General features: G+C 72.4%; 15 protein-coding genes. 5 read left to right on the top strand and 10 right to left on the bottom strand.

Annotation, left to right across the window (positions count from 1 at the left end; translation table 11 throughout):
* Positions 1 to 38: 38 nt before the first annotated feature.
* Both AB0G16_RS31335 and AB0G16_RS31330 read right to left on the bottom strand, forming a co-directional pair.
* Complete coding sequence (locus tag AB0G16_RS31335; RefSeq protein ID WP_362813128.1) at positions 39 to 1,004, bottom strand: TIGR03557 family F420-dependent LLM class oxidoreductase; 966 nt, start codon at positions 1,002 to 1,004, stop codon at positions 39 to 41.
* A gap of 189 nt (positions 1,005 to 1,193) precedes the next feature.
* Complete coding sequence (locus AB0G16_RS31330; protein ID WP_362813125.1) at positions 1,194 to 2,534, bottom strand: NAD(P)/FAD-dependent oxidoreductase; 1,341 nt, start codon at positions 2,532 to 2,534, stop codon at positions 1,194 to 1,196.
* A gap of 335 nt (positions 2,535 to 2,869) precedes the next feature.
* Here AB0G16_RS31330 and ctaD point away from each other — a divergent pair, with 335 nt between their 5' ends.
* On the top strand, positions 2,870 to 4,534 hold the full coding sequence (gene ctaD / locus AB0G16_RS31325; RefSeq protein WP_362813196.1) for a cytochrome c oxidase subunit I: 1,665 nt from the start codon (positions 2,870 to 2,872) through the stop codon (positions 4,532 to 4,534).
* A gap of 130 nt (positions 4,535 to 4,664) precedes the next feature.
* On the opposite strand, the gene AB0G16_RS31320 is transcribed toward ctaD, so the two are convergent.
* Entirely contained in the window at positions 4,665 to 5,594 is a 930-nt protein-coding gene (locus tag AB0G16_RS31320; RefSeq protein WP_362813122.1) for an MBL fold metallo-hydrolase, read from the bottom strand.
* Between the two features lie 85 nt (positions 5,595 to 5,679).
* A complete protein-coding gene (locus tag AB0G16_RS31315; RefSeq protein WP_362813119.1) occupies positions 5,680 to 6,927 on the bottom strand; it encodes an epoxide hydrolase family protein in 1,248 nt (415 codons plus the stop codon).
* A gap of 72 nt (positions 6,928 to 6,999) precedes the next feature.
* On the opposite strand from AB0G16_RS31315, the gene AB0G16_RS31310 reads away from it, so the two are divergent.
* Positions 7,000 to 8,040 (top strand): WYL domain-containing protein, encoded by a 1,041-nt coding sequence (locus tag AB0G16_RS31310; protein WP_362813193.1) that lies wholly within the window; start codon positions 7,000 to 7,002, stop codon positions 8,038 to 8,040.
* Between the two features lie 66 nt (positions 8,041 to 8,106).
* On the opposite strand, the gene AB0G16_RS31305 is transcribed toward AB0G16_RS31310, so the two are convergent.
* Positions 8,107 to 9,000 (bottom strand): serine/threonine-protein kinase, encoded by an 894-nt coding sequence (locus AB0G16_RS31305; RefSeq protein ID WP_362813116.1) that lies wholly within the window; start codon positions 8,998 to 9,000, stop codon positions 8,107 to 8,109.
* A 26-nt stretch (positions 9,001 to 9,026) separates the two neighbouring features.
* Positions 9,027 to 10,946: an N-6 DNA methylase gene (locus AB0G16_RS31300; RefSeq protein WP_362813114.1), complete on the bottom strand. Its 1,920-nt coding sequence runs from the start codon at positions 10,944 to 10,946 to the stop codon at positions 9,027 to 9,029.
* Between the two features lie 84 nt (positions 10,947 to 11,030).
* Between AB0G16_RS31300 and AB0G16_RS31295 the strand changes: the two genes are divergently transcribed.
* Complete coding sequence (locus AB0G16_RS31295) at positions 11,031 to 11,843, top strand: protein phosphatase 2C domain-containing protein (RefSeq protein WP_362813111.1); 813 nt, start codon at positions 11,031 to 11,033, stop codon at positions 11,841 to 11,843.
* 194 nt (positions 11,844 to 12,037) lie between these two features.
* On the opposite strand, the gene AB0G16_RS31290 is transcribed toward AB0G16_RS31295, so the two are convergent.
* The 4 genes from AB0G16_RS31290 to AB0G16_RS31275 form a co-directional block, all read right to left on the bottom strand.
* On the bottom strand, positions 12,038 to 12,868 hold the full coding sequence (locus tag AB0G16_RS31290) for a phosphoribosylaminoimidazolesuccinocarboxamide synthase (RefSeq protein ID WP_362813108.1): 831 nt from the start codon (positions 12,866 to 12,868) through the stop codon (positions 12,038 to 12,040).
* A gap of 117 nt (positions 12,869 to 12,985) precedes the next feature.
* Positions 12,986 to 13,666, bottom strand: a complete 681-nt coding sequence (locus tag AB0G16_RS31285; protein ID WP_362813106.1) for a winged helix-turn-helix transcriptional regulator — start codon at positions 13,664 to 13,666, stop codon at positions 12,986 to 12,988.
* Between the two features lie 39 nt (positions 13,667 to 13,705).
* Positions 13,706 to 15,046: an AarF/UbiB family protein gene (locus AB0G16_RS31280; protein WP_362813103.1), complete on the bottom strand. Its 1,341-nt coding sequence runs from the start codon at positions 15,044 to 15,046 to the stop codon at positions 13,706 to 13,708.
* A complete protein-coding gene (locus AB0G16_RS31275; RefSeq protein WP_362813100.1) occupies positions 15,043 to 15,420 on the bottom strand; it encodes a VOC family protein in 378 nt (125 codons plus the stop codon). The genes AB0G16_RS31280 and AB0G16_RS31275 overlap by 4 nt, the downstream gene beginning before the upstream one ends.
* A 177-nt stretch (positions 15,421 to 15,597) precedes the next feature.
* Here AB0G16_RS31275 and clpX point away from each other — a divergent pair, with 177 nt between their 5' ends.
* Together clpX and AB0G16_RS31265 are read left to right on the top strand one after the other, a co-directional pair.
* Positions 15,598 to 16,911: an ATP-dependent Clp protease ATP-binding subunit ClpX gene (clpX, locus tag AB0G16_RS31270; RefSeq protein ID WP_362813097.1), complete on the top strand. Its 1,314-nt coding sequence runs from the start codon at positions 15,598 to 15,600 to the stop codon at positions 16,909 to 16,911.
* Positions 16,912 to 16,951: 40 nt separating this feature from the next.
* Complete coding sequence (locus AB0G16_RS31265) at positions 16,952 to 17,530, top strand: hypothetical protein (protein ID WP_362813095.1); 579 nt, start codon at positions 16,952 to 16,954, stop codon at positions 17,528 to 17,530.
* Positions 17,531 to 17,607: the final 77 nt, after the last annotated feature.

The following is a 17,607-nucleotide window of genomic DNA, read 5'->3' as shown; positions in this document are numbered from 1 at the left end:
GGCGGGGCGCCGAGGGGGGCGCCTTCGCGGGACGGGCGTCAGAGGCGGCGCAGCGCGGGGAGCAGTTCCCTCTCCGACCAGTCGAAGAACGCGCCCTGGTGCTCGTGACCGATCTGGACCAGGGCGACGTGGGTGAAACCGGCGTCGGTGAAGGCGCGGAACGCCTCCACCACCGCGTCCACGTCGGAGCCGCAGGGCACCTTCTCCGCCACGTCCTCGGGCCGCACGGTCTGGGCGGCGGCGTCGAAGTTGACCGGGGCGGGAAGCTCGGCCATGACCTTCCAGCCCGGTACCGACCAGCGCCAGAGCCGGTGCGCTCGCTCCTTGGCGGCCTCCGGGTCGGGGTCGTAGCAGATCGGGAGCTGGCCGTAGACGGGCTTGTCCGTGCCGCCCTCCGCGGCGAACAGGCGTACCAGATCCGCGTCGGGCTCCGTCGCGACGAGGGCGTCCCCGTGTTCGGCGGCGATCCTGCCGGACTGCCCGCCCGAGGCGGCGATCGCCAGCGGGACGGGGTGGTCCGGCCGGTCGAAGAGCTTGGCCGAGTCGACGTCGAAGTACTCGCCGCGGTAGGTGACGTAGCCTCCCTCGAACAGCTCCCGGATGATCTGTATGGCCTCCCTGAACATGCCGTGCCGGGTGTCGGCCGAAGGCCAGCCCTGCCCGACCACGTGCTCGTTGAGGTTCTCCCCGGCGCCCAGCCCCAGCGTGAAGCGCCCCTCGCTCAGCACGCCCATGGTCGCCGCCTTCTGCGCCACCACCGCCGGGTGGTAACGCATGATCGGGCAGGTCACGTACGTCATCAGCGGCAGGCTCCGGGTGGCCTGGGCCGCCGCGCCGAGCACCGACCAGGCGTACGGGGAGTGCCCCATCTCCTCCAGCCACGGGAAGTAGTGGTCGGAGATGACCGCGTAGTCGAAGCCGATCCGCTCGGCCGTGACCACGTCCTCGACGAGCTGCCGGGCTGGGGTCTGCTCGCACATCATCGTGTAACCGATCTTTGCCATACCCGGCCCCTACCCCGCTCCTCTCGGGCATCGCCCGGAGAACCGACAATTTCGTCCTCTTTTACGCTTCGCCCGCCCCGCCCCGAGGACCGGTTCGGGCCCGTCGTCGATCCGCTCAACCCCGAGGGCCGTTCGGGCTCGCCGCCGACCCGCCCGGCCCCGGGGACCGTTCGGGCTCGCCGCCGCCCCTCAGTACCGGGCGCTGTTCGGGCTCGCCGCCGATCCGCTCAGCACCGAGGGCCGTTCGGGCTCGCAGCAGACGAGCGGCACCGCCGAGGCCGGGACCATGTCGAGCTGAACGGTCTGGCGGGGCAGCAGGAAGTCCAGCAGCCAGCTCCCGGCGATCCGCCCCCGGCCGTGCGGCACGGCGAGCAGGTGGTAGGCGCGGGTGACGATCTTGGCCGTCAGGCCCGACAGCGGCACGCCCAGCGGGTTCGCGGCCGCCGCGGCGCCGCCCAGGTCGACCAGGAACCCGAGGTCGCCGTGCCGGTACGGCTGCAGCTCCCCGTGCCCGTAGGAGGCGGCGATGTTGCGGGCGACGCGCTTGCCCTGGCGTTCGGCGTGCTGGGCGGTCATCGGGGTGTACTCGCCCGGCCGGGTGAGGTCCGGTACGGCGGCCGCGTCGCCGCAGGCGTAGACCCCCCGGTGGCCGGGCACCCTCAGGTACTCGTCGACCAGCAGCCGTCCCCGCTCGGTGGGCAGCCCCAGCGCCTCCACCATCGGGTCCGGCCGCACGCCGACGCACCAGATCAGCGACCGGGTCGGCACGAACTCCCCGTCGGAGAGCCTGACGCCCTCCGGCGTCGCCTCGGCCACGCCGGTCCCGGTGCGGATCTCCATGCCCCGCCCCGTCAGGGTCCGGTGCGCCGTCGTCGACAGGTGCTCGTCGAGTTCGGGCAGGATGCGCGGGGCGATGTCGGCGAGGATCCAGCGCAGGGGCTGGTCGCGCAGGTGCGGTCGCGCGTCGCGCAGGTCCCGGGTGAGGAGCTGGCCCTGCGCCGCCACCTCGGTGCCGGTGTACCCGGCGCCGACCACCACGAAGGTGCACCGCGCCCGCCGTTCCCCGGGGTCGGTGGAGGTGTCGGCGAGCTCGATCTGGCGGATCAGGTGATCGCGCAGGTAGATCGCCTCGGCGATGCTCCGGAAGCCGTGGGCGTGCTCGGCGACACCGGGTACGGGCAGCAGTTTGTTGACGCTGCCGACCGTGATCACCAGGCGGTCGTAGCCCAGCTCGCGGCGCCCGCCCTCGGAGTCGACGCACGTCACCCGGCGCGCGTCGAGGTCGACACCCTCCACCGTGGCGAGCAGGTGCCTGACACCGGGACGGTCGCCCGCCAGCGGGATCGCCACCTTGCGCGGATCGAGGATCCCCGCCGCGACCTCCGGCAGCAGGGGCAGGTAGAGGAAGTAGTCGGTCGGGTTGATCAGCACGATCTCGACGGCACCTTTGGCGATCTTGGAGAGCGTGCGGACGGCGGTGAAGCCCGCGAACCCTCCCCCGATCACGACGACTCGCTGTCGCTTGGTCATCAGGGTCGCTCCTTTCGACGCTCCGTTTCCAGCGGCGTGCCCTGTATGCCCCCCGGTCAAGCACGACGGACCGGTCCTCGTCGTCCGCGCGGCCCCGGCCGTGCCGGTGGGGAACCGGCCGGGACCGATCCGGTACGGGGGTGGTAATCCGCAGGTCAGAGCGTGGACAAGATGATCCGGCGGGCGAGTGGGAGCCGTCTTCCGGGGGGATGGCCGGGGGCAGGGCGGTGCGGGGCGGGTGCCGGCGCGGGACGAGCCGGTTCGGACCGTCGTGGGACGAGCTGGTTCGAAGGGAGTGAGCCGTGACGACCTCCGAACGGTCGCGTGAGGAACCGCTGACCTCACCGCTGGCGCCGCGCAGGAGCGCGCCGGGCTCGATCGTCGTGAACTGGCTCACGAGCACCGACCACAAGGTGATCGGGTACATGTACCTGATCACGGCGTTCCTGTTCTTCCTGTTCGCCGGGCTGATGGCGCTGGTCATCAGGGCCGAGCTCGCCCAGCCCGCGATGCAGCTCGTCAGCCAGGCGCACTACAACCAGCTCTTCACCATGCACGGCACGCTGATGCTGCTGCTGTTCGCCACCCCGCTGTTCGCCGGGTTCGCCAACGTGATCATGCCGCTGCAGATCGGCGCCCCCGACGTCGCCTTCCCCCGGCTCAACATGCTGAGTTTCTGGCTGTTCCTGTTCGGCGGGCTGATCGCCAGTTCCGGGTTCTTCACCGACGGGGGCTCGGCCGACTTCGGCTGGACCGGGTACCCGCCGCTGTCGACCGCCTCCTACTCCCCGCAGTACGGCAGCGACCTGTGGATCATGGGGCTGGTGATGTCCGGCCTGGGCACGATCCTGGGCGCGGTCAACTTCATCACCACGATCATCTGCATGCGCGCCCCCGGCATGACGATGTTCCGGATGCCGATCTTCACCTGGAACACGCTGCTGACCAGCGTGCTGGTGCTGATGGCCTTCCCGGTGCTGGCCGCGGCGCTGCTGGGGCTGGAGGCGACCCGCCGGTTCGGCGCGCACATCTTCGACCCGCGCAACGGCGGGGTGCTGCTGTGGCAGCACCTGTTCTGGTTCTTCGGCCATCCCGAGGTCTACGTCATCGCGCTGCCGTTCTTCGGCATCATCACCGAGGTCATCCCGGTCTTCAGCCGCAAGCCCATCTTCGGCTACATCGGCCTGGTCGGCGCCACCATCGCCATCACCGGCCTGTCGATGACCGTGTGGGCCCACCACATGTTCCCCACCGGCCAGGTGCTGCTGCCGTTCTTCTCCTTCATGTCCTTCCTCATCGCCATCCCCACGGGGGTGAAGTTCTTCAACTGGATCGGCACCATGTGGCGCGGCCACATCGTCCTGCAGACCCCCATGCTGTTCGTCATCGGTTTCCTGGTGACCTTCCTGCTGGGCGGCCTGACCGGCGTCATCCTGGCCTCCCCTCCACTGGACTTCCACGTGCACGACTCCTACTTCGTGGTCGCGCACTTCCACTACGTGGTCTTCGGCACCGTGGTGTTCGCCATGTTCGCCGGTTTCTACTTCTGGTGGCCCAAGATGACCGGCAAGATGCTCAACGAGCGTCTGGGCAAGTGGCACTTCTGGACGTTGTTCATCGGTTTTCACACCACCTTCCTGGTCCAGCACTGGCTGGGCGCCCGTGGCATGCCACGCCGCTACGCCGACTACAGCCAGCTGGACGGCTTCACCGGCCTGAACGTGGTCTCCTCGATCGGCGCGCTGCTGCTGGGCGCCTCGACGCTGCCGTTCATCTACAACCTGTGGTACACCGCCCGGCACGGGGAGCGGGTGACCGTGGACGACCCCTGGGGGTACGGCAACTCGCTGGAGTGGGCCACCTCCTGCCCGCCGCCCCGGCACAACTTCCTGTCGATCCCCTCCATCCGCTCCGAACGCCCCGCCTTCGACCTGCACCATCCCAGGACGGCCATGCAACCGCGCCAGCTCGACCCGACCGAGCCCTCCGAGGAGATCTGACCGTCCACCTCAGGGAGACGCGGCCGGTCCTCCGAAGGGATCCGGCCGTCCACCCCGGGGAGACGCGGCGGGCTCTCCGGGGGGATCCGCCCGGGGGACGCGACCCGCCCTTTCGTCCTTCTCCGCCGCCTCAGCCGGGGGTCGTCGCGCGGCGCAGGGCGATCCGGGTGGTCTCCTCGGGGTAGGGGGACCGGCGCACGGCGTCGGCGGAGGAGACGAGCCCCGCGGTCACCTCCTCGCACAGCCGGGCGAGGGCGGCGATCTCCGCCTGCTGCGCGGCCACGAACGCGCGGCCCACCGGATCGCCGTGACCGGGGACGAAGGTGACCGCCGGAACGGCCTCCTCCCCGGCGGTGGCGCCGGGTCCGGTCGTACCGGGGCCGGGTCCGGTCGAGCCGGAGTCGGGGCCGAAGTCAGGCCCGGTCGTGCCGGGACCGGGACCGGCACCGGAGCCGGGGAGGGCGAGCAGTGCGGCGACGGTGGCGGGCCACTCCAGGGGGTAGGCGTCCTCGTAGGCGGGCGGGGCGCCGTTCTCCACCAGGTCCCCGGCGAAGACCACCCCGGCGTCCGGCACGTGGACCACCAGGTCGTTCCCGGAGTGGCCGCGGCCCAGGTGGGCCAGGACGATCCGGCGACCGCCGACGACCAGTTCCGTCCGGCCGGTCACGAGGTGGTCCGGCGGGACGATCTCGGTCCTCTCGATGTCACCGGCGACGTCCTCGCGTCCCAGGTCCCGGTAGTACCCGGCCCACTGCCGCCTGGCGCGGTCGCCGTCGCGGATCAGGTCGGCGCGGCAGTCCGCGTGCCCCCACACGGGACCGCCGGGAAACGACCGGGTGCCGAAGGCGTGGTCGAAGTGCGAGTGGGTGATCGCCACCGTCCAGGGGGCGGCGGTGATCCGCCGGACCTCGGCGGCCAGCTCGGCTCCCTGCCGCTCGTCCCCGCGGGTGTCGACCACCAGGCAACCGCCCTCACCCACGACCAGCCCCACCGACAGGTCCAGCTCGTCATACCGCCGTACCAGCACCCGGTCGGCCACCTCGGCCCATCGCCCTTCCACGGGTCGTATTCTGCCCCCGGGCGGGGCGGGGCGGGGCGGGGCGGGCACGCCGGGCCGGTGCCCGTCCCCACGCGGGGAGCCGGTCTCAGCGAAGCTTCGCGAAGAACTCGCGGACGTCGTCGACCAGCAGGTCCGGTGCCTCCATCGACAGGAAGTGACCGCCCCGCTCCAGTTCGGTCCAGCGCACCACGTTGTGGTCGCGCTCGGCCCAGCGGCGGATCGTGACGTCGTGGGCGGAGACCAGCACGCCGGTCGGCACCGTCCCGCGCCGCGGGGGCCAGCCGCCCGCGCCCCCGTCCCAGCCGCCGGCGTCCGCGGTGCCGGTGGCCGTGGCCGTGGCCGTGGCGTGCGCGAGGGTGTCGTCGGCGGTCCCGTCCCACGCGTTCGCGGAGATCTCCTCGTAGTAGATCTGCGCCGACGATCCGGCCGTGCCGGTCAGCCAGTACAGCGAGACGTCGGTCAGGATGCGGTCGCGGTCGACGCTCTCCTCGGGCAGTCCCTCCTCGGGGTCGGTCAGCTCCTTGAACTTCTCCACGATCCAGGCGAGCTGGCCGACGGGCGAGTCGTGCAGTCCGTACGCCACCGTCTGCGGACGCTTGGAGTTGCACTGCAGGTAGCCGTCGTTGAAGTTCTCCATCGCGTGCCAGCGCCGCTGCTCGACCTCGGTCAGGCCGTCCATCTCTCCCTCGGCGCCGACCGGGAAGGTCAGCAGGGCGTTGACGTGCATTCCGATCACGCGGTCGGGGGCCCGGGCCCCCATCCGGGGGGCGACCCACGCGCCGGTGTCGTAACCGTGGACGCCGTAGCGCCCGTACCCGAGCCGCTCCATCAGCCGTACGAAGATCCCGGCCATCCGGTCCGCGTTCATGCCCGGCCCGGCCAGCGGCGTGGAGAACCCGAAACCCGGCAGCGACGGGACCACCAGGTGGAAGGCCGTGGCGGGGTCGCCGCCGTGGGCACGGGGGTCGGCGAGCGGGCCGACGACGTCGAGGAAGTCCACGACCCCTCCCGGCCAGCCGTGCAGCAGGACCAGCGGGACGGCGTCGGGCTCGGGGGAGCGTACATGCAGGAAGTGGACGTTCTGCTCGTCGATGACCGTGACGTACTGCGGGAGCCTGTTGAGCTCGGCCTCGTGCGCCCGCCAGTCGTACTCGGTCCGCCAGTACTCGGCGAGGTCCTTCAAATAGGCGACGGGCACTCCCCGGCTCCATCCGGCTCCGGGCAGCTCGTCCGGCCAGCGGGTGCCGGCCAGCCGCGCCCTCAGGTCGTCGAGCCGGGACTGCGGGATGTCGACGCGAAAAGGGCGCACGTCCTCGTGCGAGGTGTTCGTCATGCCGGTGAATCTGCCAGCCGCTTAGGACGGTATCGCTCCTAAGCGCGTGGCATCCTTGGCGGCGTGACGGAGATCTCGGTGACCTCGGCGCGGCTGCTCACGCTGCTGTCGCTCCTGCAGACGCGCCCCGAGTGGTCCGGCGCCGAGCTCGCCGGCCGCCTGGGCGTCTCCGGGCGTACGGTCCGCAGGGACGTCGAGCGGCTGCGCGGGCTCGGCTACCCGGTGCACGCCGTCCAGGGCACCGCCGGGTACCGGCTGGGGGCGGGCGCGTCGCTGCCGCCGCTGCTGCTCGACGACGACGAGGCGATCGCCGTGGCGGTCGGCCTGCGCACGGCGGCGGGCGGCCCGGTCACCGGGATCGAGGAGACCTCCCTGCGGGCGCTCGCCAAGCTCGAACAGGTGCTGCCCTCCCGGTTGCGCCACCGGGTGAACACGCTGCAGACGGCGACCGTCCGGGTCGGCGCGGGCGGGCCCGCGGTGAGCCCGGACACGCTGATGGCGATCGCCGACGCCTGCCGCCGCCGCGAACGGCTGCGCTTCGACTACGCCGCGCCGCGGGGACGCTCCGGCGGCTCCGGCGGTGGCGGGGACGGGGACGGGGACGGTGGTGACAGCGGTTCCGGCGGTCCCGGTGGTGGCGGTGGCGCCACGGTCAGGTCGGTCGAACCGCACAGCCTGGTCAGCTTCGGCCGGCACTGGTACCTCGTGGCCTGGGACACCGGCCGCGAGGACTGGCGCACCTTCCGGGTGGACCGGCTGACCCCCCGTACCCCCACCGGGCCGCGGTTCGCGCCCCGGCCGCCGCCGGACGGCGACGTCGCGGCCTACCTGGCGCGCCGACTGTCGTCACGGGCGTGGCCGGTGCAGGCGACGGTCACGCTGCACGAGTCCGCCGAGGCCGTGGCCGACCGGGTGTGGCCGGGCATGGGCGTCGTCGAGGCCGTCGACGAGGCGAGCTGCCTGCTGCACGTCGGCGCCGACACCCCGTCCGCGCTGGTCTGGATGATCACTTCGGTGGACGCCGCCTTCACCCTGGTCAGCGGGCCGCCGGAACTCGCCGTGGCCCTGCGCGCCCAGGCCGAGCGGTGCCTGCGCGCCCTGGGGGAGGGTTGAGGCGGCCTGGCCGACATGGCCGGGGCCGGTCGGGGCCGGGACGGTCCGCGCCGAGGCGGCCGGGTCTCAGGCCAGGACGCGGCCGACCATCCGCGCGTACATCCGCCCCGGGCTCGGCACCGACGACGGGTGCAGGAAGCCCGGGAGCATGGGCAGGTCCACCGCGAACGGCTGCAGGCGCTCGTAGAGCACGTCGGCACCGGCGGGACGTCTGTCCGGGTCCTTCTCCAGCAGGTCGGCGACGAGGCGGTCCAGCTCGGGCGGGACCCCGGTCACCCGGGGCGGGCGCTCCTTCACCTGGCGTTCGAACACGGCGTACTCGGTGGGACCGGTGAAGAGCTGCCGCCCGGTCAGCATCTCGTGGATCACGCAGCCGAGGGCGTACAGGTCGCTGCGCGGGCCGGACAGGCCGCTCTGGATCTGCTCGGGCGCCATGTAGGACGGGGTGCCGAGGATCTGGCCCACCCGGGTGAACTGGGCCGAGTCGGCCTCGCGCAGCACGGCCAGGCCGAAGTCGAGGACCTTCACGCTCCCGTCCGGGCAGAGCATCAGGTTGGTCGGCTTCAGGTCGCGGTGGTAGATGGAGAGCGTGTGGGCGGCCGTCAGCACCGCGCACGCCTGCGCGGCGATCGCCGCGGCCCAGGGCACCGGGAGCGGGCCGTGCTCGCTGACCACGTCGGCCACGGTGACGCCCTCGATGAACTGCATCACCTGGAACAGCCGCTGGTCGAAGGTGCCGAAGTCGTACAGGACCGGCGCGCCCGGGTGTTCCAGCCTGGCCAGGATGCGGGCCTCGCGCAGGAAACGGCGCTTGAGCTCCTCGTCGGGGCCGGTGAGGAACCTCAGGAACTTGACGGCCACCCTGCGGTCGAGGTGCCTGTCGTGGGCGCCGTAGACGGCCCCCATGCCCCCCTGGCCGAGCGGGAGGTCGTCGAGCACGTATCGGTCGCCGATGACCATCGACCCTCCCATCGACGTGCGGGGTGTCACGCCCCTTGGTCGCACGGCCGTAGATGACCGTCGACCAGTCCGTCAAAGCCTAGCCGGATCAGCGTTTCCCCCAGCGTCCTCGTCGCCCGGAGCCGATCCTCCAGCTCGAACAGTTCGCGGAAGGCCGTGCCGTACATCCGCTGGTCGGCCAGGGGCAGCATGGGCACCCGCGCCCGCCGCACGTCCAGGCGGCTGGAACCGGCGTGGACCCTGGTCCCGTCGGCCGAGCGCAGGAAACCGGCGAGGAAAGCCGAGTCGAGCCGCTGCGGATCGACCCGGTACAGCGTGAGCTGCGGGCCGAGCGCCGCGCCGCTCTGCGTGATCACCCTGACCGCGCCCAGCACGCTGGTCACCACGTCCCCGGGCCTGATCATGACCAGCGCCGGGTCGAGGACGGTGCGACCGGAGGGGGACGCGCCCGCCGCGGTGTCGTCGGCCGTCAGCACCGGCAGCGGGCCGTCGCCGGCCGACATCCGGGGCGGGGCCTGCAGGATCGTGATCAGGCCCGCCTTGGCCAGCTCGCCGACGGTGGTGGTCGGCAGGTCCTGGCGCTCGGAGAGCGGCTCCAGGACGGGGGTGGCGTCCGGCAGCGTGGCCGAGGTCGCCCTGAACCTGTCCAGGGCGTCGGTGAAGTCGCGCAGGAAGTCCGGGCCGCCCTGCTGCGGGCGGTGCCTGGCCGGGGTCAGGTCGACCTCGTCGTCGAGCAGGTCGATGATGCGCACCGTGCGGCCGTGACCGGACGGTTCGGCCTCGGGGTCGTCCAGGTACGAGCGCCAGGCCGGTTCCACCACCGACAGGTCCTCGGAGGCGTCCACCACCAGCAGCCGGGACGGCGGCCGTCCCCCGTCGGGACGGCGGAGCATCCACAGGTCCGGGCCGCCGGGCGCCAGCGTCACCACCGCCCGCAGCGCCCCGGCGCGGAGCAGGTTGCCGCGGATCCGCTTGCCGGGACGCCGGCCGGCCGCCGCGGCGGGCATCAGGATCGCCACCAGCCCGCCCGGCCGCACGTGCGCCAGGCAGTGCTGCACCCAGGCGAGCTCGGACTCCCCGCGCGGCGGCAGCCCGTACTCCCAGCGGGGGTCCCCGGCGAGGTCCTCGTGACCCCACACCCGCTCGTTGAACGGCGGGTCGCAGACCACGGCGTCGGCCGTCCGGTCGGCCAGGCCGTCCTCGCGCAGCGAGTCGCCGGCGACGACCCGCGCGCCGGCGCCGCGGAGCAGCAGCCGCACCGCCGTGATCAGCGCGCTCGTCTCGTTGATCTCCTGCCCGGCCAGGACGGTCCTGCGGTGCTTCACGGCGTCCGCGCCCAGCAGCAGGGTCCCGACACCGCACGCGGGGTCGAGGACGACGCCCCCGCTCCCGGTGGTCAGCCGGACCATTAGCGCGGCCACGTCGCCCCTGGTCACCGAGAGCTGCCGGGAGTGGGCCTCGACGTAGCGCTCGCACAGGAACTCGAACGCCTCCAGCGGGCCGCGTTCGGCGGCGAACTCGGCGACCAGCCGCAGGAGCGTCAGGTCCTCCAGGCGGGGGTCGGCCGAACCGGGAAGGTCGGTGGTCACCTCGGCCGCGCGGGTGAGAGACTTCACGCCATGATCACGCCAGTCGGCGGGCGCGCGGCGCAGGAACAGCAGGAACGCGCCGACCCGGGCCACCAGCTCGCCCAGCCTGAGATCGTCGACCGAGGTGCGCATCCGCTGCCAGACCAGGTCGCCGAGCGAGACCTCGAACGACTTGCCGTTCGCGCGCAGCCATCCGGCGACCTCGGGCAGTGAGAAGAGAGGGCTGGAGGCGGTGCCGCCCACCGGCTGGGGAAAGTCCTCGTGACGGCGGCGCCAGTTGCTCACCGCCGCCCTCCCGACCCCGGCGAGGCGGGCGATGTCGCCCGCGTTCACGGTGACCTCCTGGCTCTCCTCCATGAAGGGCCACAGTAGTTGACTGTGCCGCGACGGTCTACAAGGACTTTGCTTGTGAAGTGCTTCAACCAATGATTTACTGCCCTCATGGCACTGAACCAACCACTGGCACTGCGCTACGCGGCCCGCTCGGACGTGGGTGTCCGGCGCGAGGCGAACGAGGATTCGGGCTACGCGAGCGTGCGCCTGCTCGCCATAGCCGACGGCATGGGCGGCCATGCGGGTGGAGAGGTCGCCAGCTCCCTAGCGGTCACCGCCATGGCGGCGCTGGACGAGACCCTGCCCGGCGAGGGCGTCGACCTGCTCGCCGCGCTCAAGGGCGTCGCCAGGGACGTGAACCACACGCTGCGCGAGATGAGCGAGCAGGACCCCACGCTCCGCGGCATGGGCACCACCCTGACCGCCATGCTCTGGGACGGTGCCACCTTCGCCCTGGCGCACGTGGGTGACTCACGGGCCTACATGCTGCGCGACGGCGCCCTCTACCAGATCACCCACGACCACACCCTGGTCCAGTCACTGGTGGACGAGGGGCGCATCACGCCGGAGCAGGCGGCCGAGCACCCGCGCCGGTCGATGGTGCTGCGGGTGCTGGAGGGCACCGGCGACGGCGAGCTGGACCTGTCGCTGCGCGAGGCCTACCCCGAGGACCGCTACCTGCTCTGCTCCGACGGCCTGACCGCCGTGGTCGGCCCGGAGACGCTGTTCAACACGCTGACCGAGATCTCCGACCCGGACGAGGCCGTCCGCCGGCTGATCGACCTGGCCAACCGTGGCGGCGGCCCCGACAACATCACCTGCATCGTGGCCGACTTCGCGGCGCCCACCGCCTCCACCCCGGCGGTCCCGGCCGTCGTGGGGGCCGCCGCCGAGAGGAGACACTCTCCCTCCGAGCCCTGAGCCCCGAGTCCCGAGCCTCGGGTGTCCGGATGTCCTGGCGCCGAGCCTCGGCCACGGGCTAGGAGCCCCGAAGCCGAGCCCGCGGACCGCGACCACCGGACCCCGGGCGCCGCGTCGCGGGCGAGGGGCGAGGACGGGCGGCGCTCACGGCCCGGCGGTGCCCGTCATGCCCTCACAGGTCCTTCACCCCGTCCTCACCAGGTCTCACCGGTGATGCGCTCGTACGCCTCGACGTAACGTGCCCGGGTGACCTCCACGACCTCCGCGGGCACCTCGGGCGCGGGCTCCCTGCGGTCCCAGCCGGTGCCGGTGGCCCAGTCGCGCACGTACTGCTTGTCGAAGGAGAACTGCGGACGGCCCGGCTCCCACCGGTCGGCGGGCCAGAAGCGGGAGGAGTCGGAGGTCAGCACCTCGTCACCGAGCGTCAGCGTGCCGTCGGCCGCCCGCCCCAGCTCGATCTTGGTGTCGGCGATGATCACTCCTCGCCCGGCGGCGAGCTCCGACCCGCGCCGGTAGATCTCCAGCGTGATCCGCCGGAACTCCTCCGCGGCCCCGGCGCCCTCCAGGGCGACCACGTCCTCGAAGGCGATGGGCTCGTCGTGCTCTCCCAGCGGGGCCTTGGTGCTGGGGGTGAAGATCGGTTCGGGGAGCCGGGAGCCGTCGACCAGGCCCGGCGGGAGCGGCACGCCGGAGACCGACCCGCCCGCCAGGTACTCCTTCAGGCCGCCGCCGGTCAGGTAGCCGCGCGCGACGCACTCGACCTTCGCCATCTCCAGCCGCCGGCACCGCACGGCGCGCCCCTCGAACCCGGCCGGCACGTCGGTCGCGGAGATCACGTGGTTGGGCACGATGTCGGCGAGCCGCTCGAACCACCAGAGCGAGAGCCGGGTGAGGATCTTCCCCTTGTCGGGGATGGGCGTGGGCAGGATCACGTCGTACACCGACACCCGGTCGGACGCCACGAGGACGATGTCCCCGCGGTCCTCGTAGACGTCGCGGACCTTCCCGGAATGAAGAAGCTTCACTGCGTTCCCTGCTCTCGCACGGCCCGGCGACCCCCCGCGGGTCACCGGTCATCGACCGCCCGCCCACCGTATTGGACGCGCTCCGGCCGCCGTGCCGGGAGGTCGGGCCGTCGAGGGTCAGGTGGTCGGCGCGATCAGGCCCAGCAGACGGCAGCAGCGCAGCACGGCGCCGGCGTCCCCGTCGAGGCGGAGCCTGCCCAGCACGACGGCCTCCAGCGGGTCGAGACGGCCGGCCCCGATCTCCACGAAGGTGATCGCGTCGGTGACGGCGAGCAGGTCGGGGGAGACGGCGCGGCCGGGTGTGATCCGGGCGGCCCCTCCCGTGACCTCCAGGTGGAAGACCTCCTCGCGCCCGTCCCTGCCCGAGATCTGGAACTGGTAGCACTCGTCGGGGCCGTCCGGGGACGGCGTGCCCATCATGGCCTCCACCGCGACCAGCGACCACTCCGGGCGGACCTCGTCCTGCGGGTCGGGCTCGGCCAGCAGCGGCATGCCCCACCGCGCCAGGCCGAGCACCACGGGGCGGAGCGACTGGCCGATCTCGGTCAGCCGGTAGCGACGGGCGCGGCCGTCCGGGTCGGAGGTGAGCTGTTCCACCACCCCCGCCTCGCCCAGCAGCCTCAGCCTCACGGCCAGCAGGTTCGTGCCGATGCCCGGCAGGTTGGACAGCAGCTCGTTGTAGCGGCGCGGCGCGACCAGCAACTCCCTGACGATGAGCAGGGTCCACCGCTCGCCGATCACGTCGAGGGCCGCGGCCAGGCCGCAGTACTGCCCGTAGTGTCTGCGACCTTCCTTCATCTGGGTGACTTTACTCGCGTTTGGTATAGCGATGAACGCTCACCGGCGGGTGAACAGCGCCTGGATCAGATAGGGCATCGCGAGTTCCTGGAAGTCGAGCTCGGGGTGGTGGTCGTTGATGGCGCCCTCGAAGACGAGGATGCCGAGCAGCGGGAAGATGAACAGGGGGTCGGCGTGCAGCCCGTGGCGGCGCTGCAGCTCGAAGAGGCCCGCGGCGAAGCGGAGCAGGTCGAAGTCGGCGGCGCGGGCGCCGGTGACCGAGTCCACCAGGGCGACCATCTCGGCGGTGAACGCGGCGGCGTCCAGCCCGGCCGGGTGCCGGGCGGTGGAGAGCACGATCTCGGCGCAGCGCCGCCCGTTGCCGGTGCCCATGCGGAAGAAGAACTCGGTGAAGGCCCGCCGCGCGCTCTCGGGGAGGCGGACCACGAAACCCGCGTCGATCATCTGGACCGTGCCGTCGGGCATCGGGTAGAGGTTGCCCGGGTGCAGGTCGCAGTGGACCAGGCCGTCCAGGAAGAGGATCTTGTAGATGCCCGACAGGGCCGTCTCCACCGCGCGGACCGACGCCTCGGGTCCCAGCTCGGCGGGGGAGAGCCTTCTCAGGCCGGGCAGGTAGTCCATCACGAGCAGCCCGCGGGAGGTCCTGGCCACGTCGGCCAGGCCGGGGTGCGGCAGCGGCACCCGGATCCCCTCGACGGCCTCCAGGGCCGCCGAGAGCCGCACCAGCGAGGCCGCCTCGGCGGTGAAGTCGAGCTGCCCGGCGACCGCCTCCGACATCTGGCGGACCGCGGCCACCGCGGGCAGTCCCCGCATCAAGGGGGTGCGGGCGAGCAGCGCGGTGCCCCAGGCGAGCAGCCGCAGGTCGGCGGCGACGATCCGCTCGACGCCCGGTCTGCGGAGCTTGACCGCCACCTCGGTGCCGTCGAGCAGGGTCGCCCGGTAGACGCAGGCGATGCTGCCCGAGGCCACCGCCTCGGCGTCGAAGCGGGCGAAGACCGTCTCCGGCGGGGCGCCGAGCCGGGCCTCCAGCAGCGCGCGGGCGGTCCTCGGGGAGATGGCGGGGACGTCGTCGTACAGGCGGGAGAAGGCGGCGCAGAGCTCGGCGGGGAGCAGGTCGAGCCGGGTGCCGAGCAACTGGGCCAGCTTGACGAAGGTGGGGCCCGCCCGGTGCAGCCGGGTGGCGACCGCGCGTGCGGTCGCGGCGGGCAGGGCGCGGCGCCGGCCGGTCAGGACCGCGACGGCCCACAGGCCGGCGACGCGGGCGGCCACGCCGGCCACCGTACGGGTCACCGTGACGACGCGCCCGGCGACCGTGCCCATGCCCGTGACCGTGCCGGTGCGCGGGGGCGCGCCGGCACGGTCGGCGGCGACGCTGGTCACTCGCTGAACTGGATGAGTTCGACGACGTTGCCGCTCGGGTCGGCGACACCGAAGTAGGGGCCGACGGGGCTCTCCTGCAGGGACTCGTGGAGCAGTTCGGCGCCGGACTCCCGGAGCCTGGCGAACTCGGCCGCGACGTCGGCGACGCCCAGGTTGATCATGATGCACGCGCCGGCCGGGTAGTCGGCCTTGGCGGGGCGCTCGGCGAGCTGCAGCACCAGCCGGGGGCCGTCGTTGACGAGTTCCACGAAGTACGGCGCCCCGGCGTCGGAGCGGACCGCGAATCCGAGGGCGTCGGTGTAGAAGGCCACCGCCTGGGCCATGTCGTGCACGTTCACGCTGATCACCGCGATCCGCGCTGCGTTCTCGGCCATGGGGATCTCCTTGTCCGTCGTTCGGTGCGGGATATTAAAGCTAGATGGTGGGGGCGGGGGCACAAGAGCAGAACTTCACCACCGGTCTACCTATATATGTGGACATTTGATCGTTGAGGCGGGTGGGGAGATCCCTACATTTTGTGGAAGTGACCTACTCGAACCCGAGGTGATCGCGTGGCCGTTCCGCTCCGCAGAAAACTGGCTCACTGCTCCTTTTGCGGTGTGAACGAACTGGCCGCCGTCCCCCTCATCACCGGCACCGGCACCGCCATCTGCGTCGACTGCGCGTACGCCGGGATAGCCGCGGTCGAGGGACGGCGCCGCGCCCGGCAGGCGTCGGGCAGGCTCACCCCCTCGATGCTGGTGGCCCGCCTGGACGAGCACGTCATCGCCCAGGACACGGCCAAGCGGGCGCTGAGCGTGGCCGTCTACAACCACTTCAAGAGGATCGGCAGGATCGGCCCGGGAGAACGTTCGACCCGGCTCGCCAAGTCCAACATCCTGCTGGCGGGCCCGTCGGGGACCGGCAAGACCCTGCTGGCCGAGACGCTCGCCAGGACCCTGGACGTGCCGTTCGTGGTCGCCGACGTCACCTCGATCACCCAGGCGGGCTACGCCGGGGAGGACACCGAGTCCATCTTCCGCCGCCTGGTCACGGCCGCCGACGGCGACATCGCCGCCGCCCAGCACGGCATCGTCTTCCTCGACGAGGTCGACAAGCTCGCCCGGAGGGAGGGCGGCACGCTCGACGTCTCCGGGGAGGGCGTCCAGCAGAGCCTGCTGAAGGTCCTGGAGGGCACCCAGGTCTCCCTGGACCCGCGCGGCGGCGCGGGCGGGGGACCCGCGGGCGGCGAGACGCGCCGGCTGGACACCTCCGACATCCTGTTCATCGCCGGCGGAGCCTTCGTCGGGCTCGACGAGATCGCCGCCGAGCGCGGCGGGTCCCGGGGCATCGGCTTCGCCGCCGACATCGGGGGCGAGCGCGTCCCGGCGCCCGAGGTGGAGCCGCAGGACCTCGTCTCCTTCGGGCTGCTGCCGGAGTTCGTGGGCCGCATGCCGGTGGTGGTCCAGCTCCAGCCCCTCGGCCTGGCCGAGCTCCGCCGCATCGTCTCCGAACCCTCCGGCTCCCTGCTCTCGCAGTACGAGGAGCTGTTCCGGCTCGACGGGCACGTGCTCTCGTTCACCGACGAGGCGCTGGTGGCGGTCGCCACCGCGGCGCACGGCAGGCGGACCGGGGCCAGGGGCCTACGGGCGATCATGGAAAGCACCCTGCTCGGGCTGATGTACGACAGCCCCGACTGGGACCCGGGACGACGCCTCGTCGTGGAGGCCGCCGACGTGCGGGCCGCCGCCGACACGGCGCCCCGTCCGCCGGTCCCGGCACAGACCTCCCCGCCCGCCGAGGCGGGGCGGAACACCGAACACACCGAGCGGCGGGCACCGCTTCCGCGTGTCGTGCAGGCCGCGGCGCCCGACCACCCGGTGTGAACCGTCACCCACGCGAGCGTGGGATCAGCAAGGAGACAACATGACAACCCCCCAGATCGTCAACCCGCTCCCGCTGCAGACCGAGTTCCCCCCGGTCGCCGACGTCGAGTTCCAGCAGTCCGAGCTGAACATCCCGATCGTCTCCGGCGGTGAGGTCAAGGAGATCCTCAAGATGACGGCGGTGCTCCGTCTCGACCGCGGCGCCCCGGTCACCAACGCCGGTGGCCACCGTCAGTTCGAGTTCGCCATCGAGCAGTGGGAGGTGGCCGGCTTCTCCGAGACCTTCGGCGAGTTCGTCACCATCACGCTGTCGGACACCCCGCAGCCGCGCAGCCTGGCCATCGCGCAGCAGGCGGGCAACGACTACCCGGCGATCATCGTCTACAACGCGATCTTCGACGTCTACGTGGGCAAGCGCCGCGTGGCGGAGAAGGTCACCGGCCTCGGTGTCGGCGTCGACGCCTACGAGGTCCCCCCGCGCGTGAACATCCAGTTCCAGAAGGCGTTCCCGCTCGGCCCCGGCATCGAGGCCAGCGCGGGCGCCTGCGCCGAGGAGACCGCCCTGAACGAGGGTGACTTCCAGGCGAAGGTCGACGAGTTCCGTCAGCTGCGCGGCTGAGGACTCGGACAGCCCGGGTGGGCCCGCGGCCGGCGACGGCCGCGGGCCCCCCCCCCGCCCCCCGGGGCCCGGGCCCC

This window comes from Streptosporangium sp. NPDC023615, assembly GCF_040640155.1.
Lineage (GTDB): Bacteria > Actinomycetota > Actinomycetes > Streptosporangiales > Streptosporangiaceae > Streptosporangium.
The sequence above is the reverse complement of the archived record's forward strand: the minus strand, read 5'-3'. Positions and strand labels throughout refer to the sequence as shown.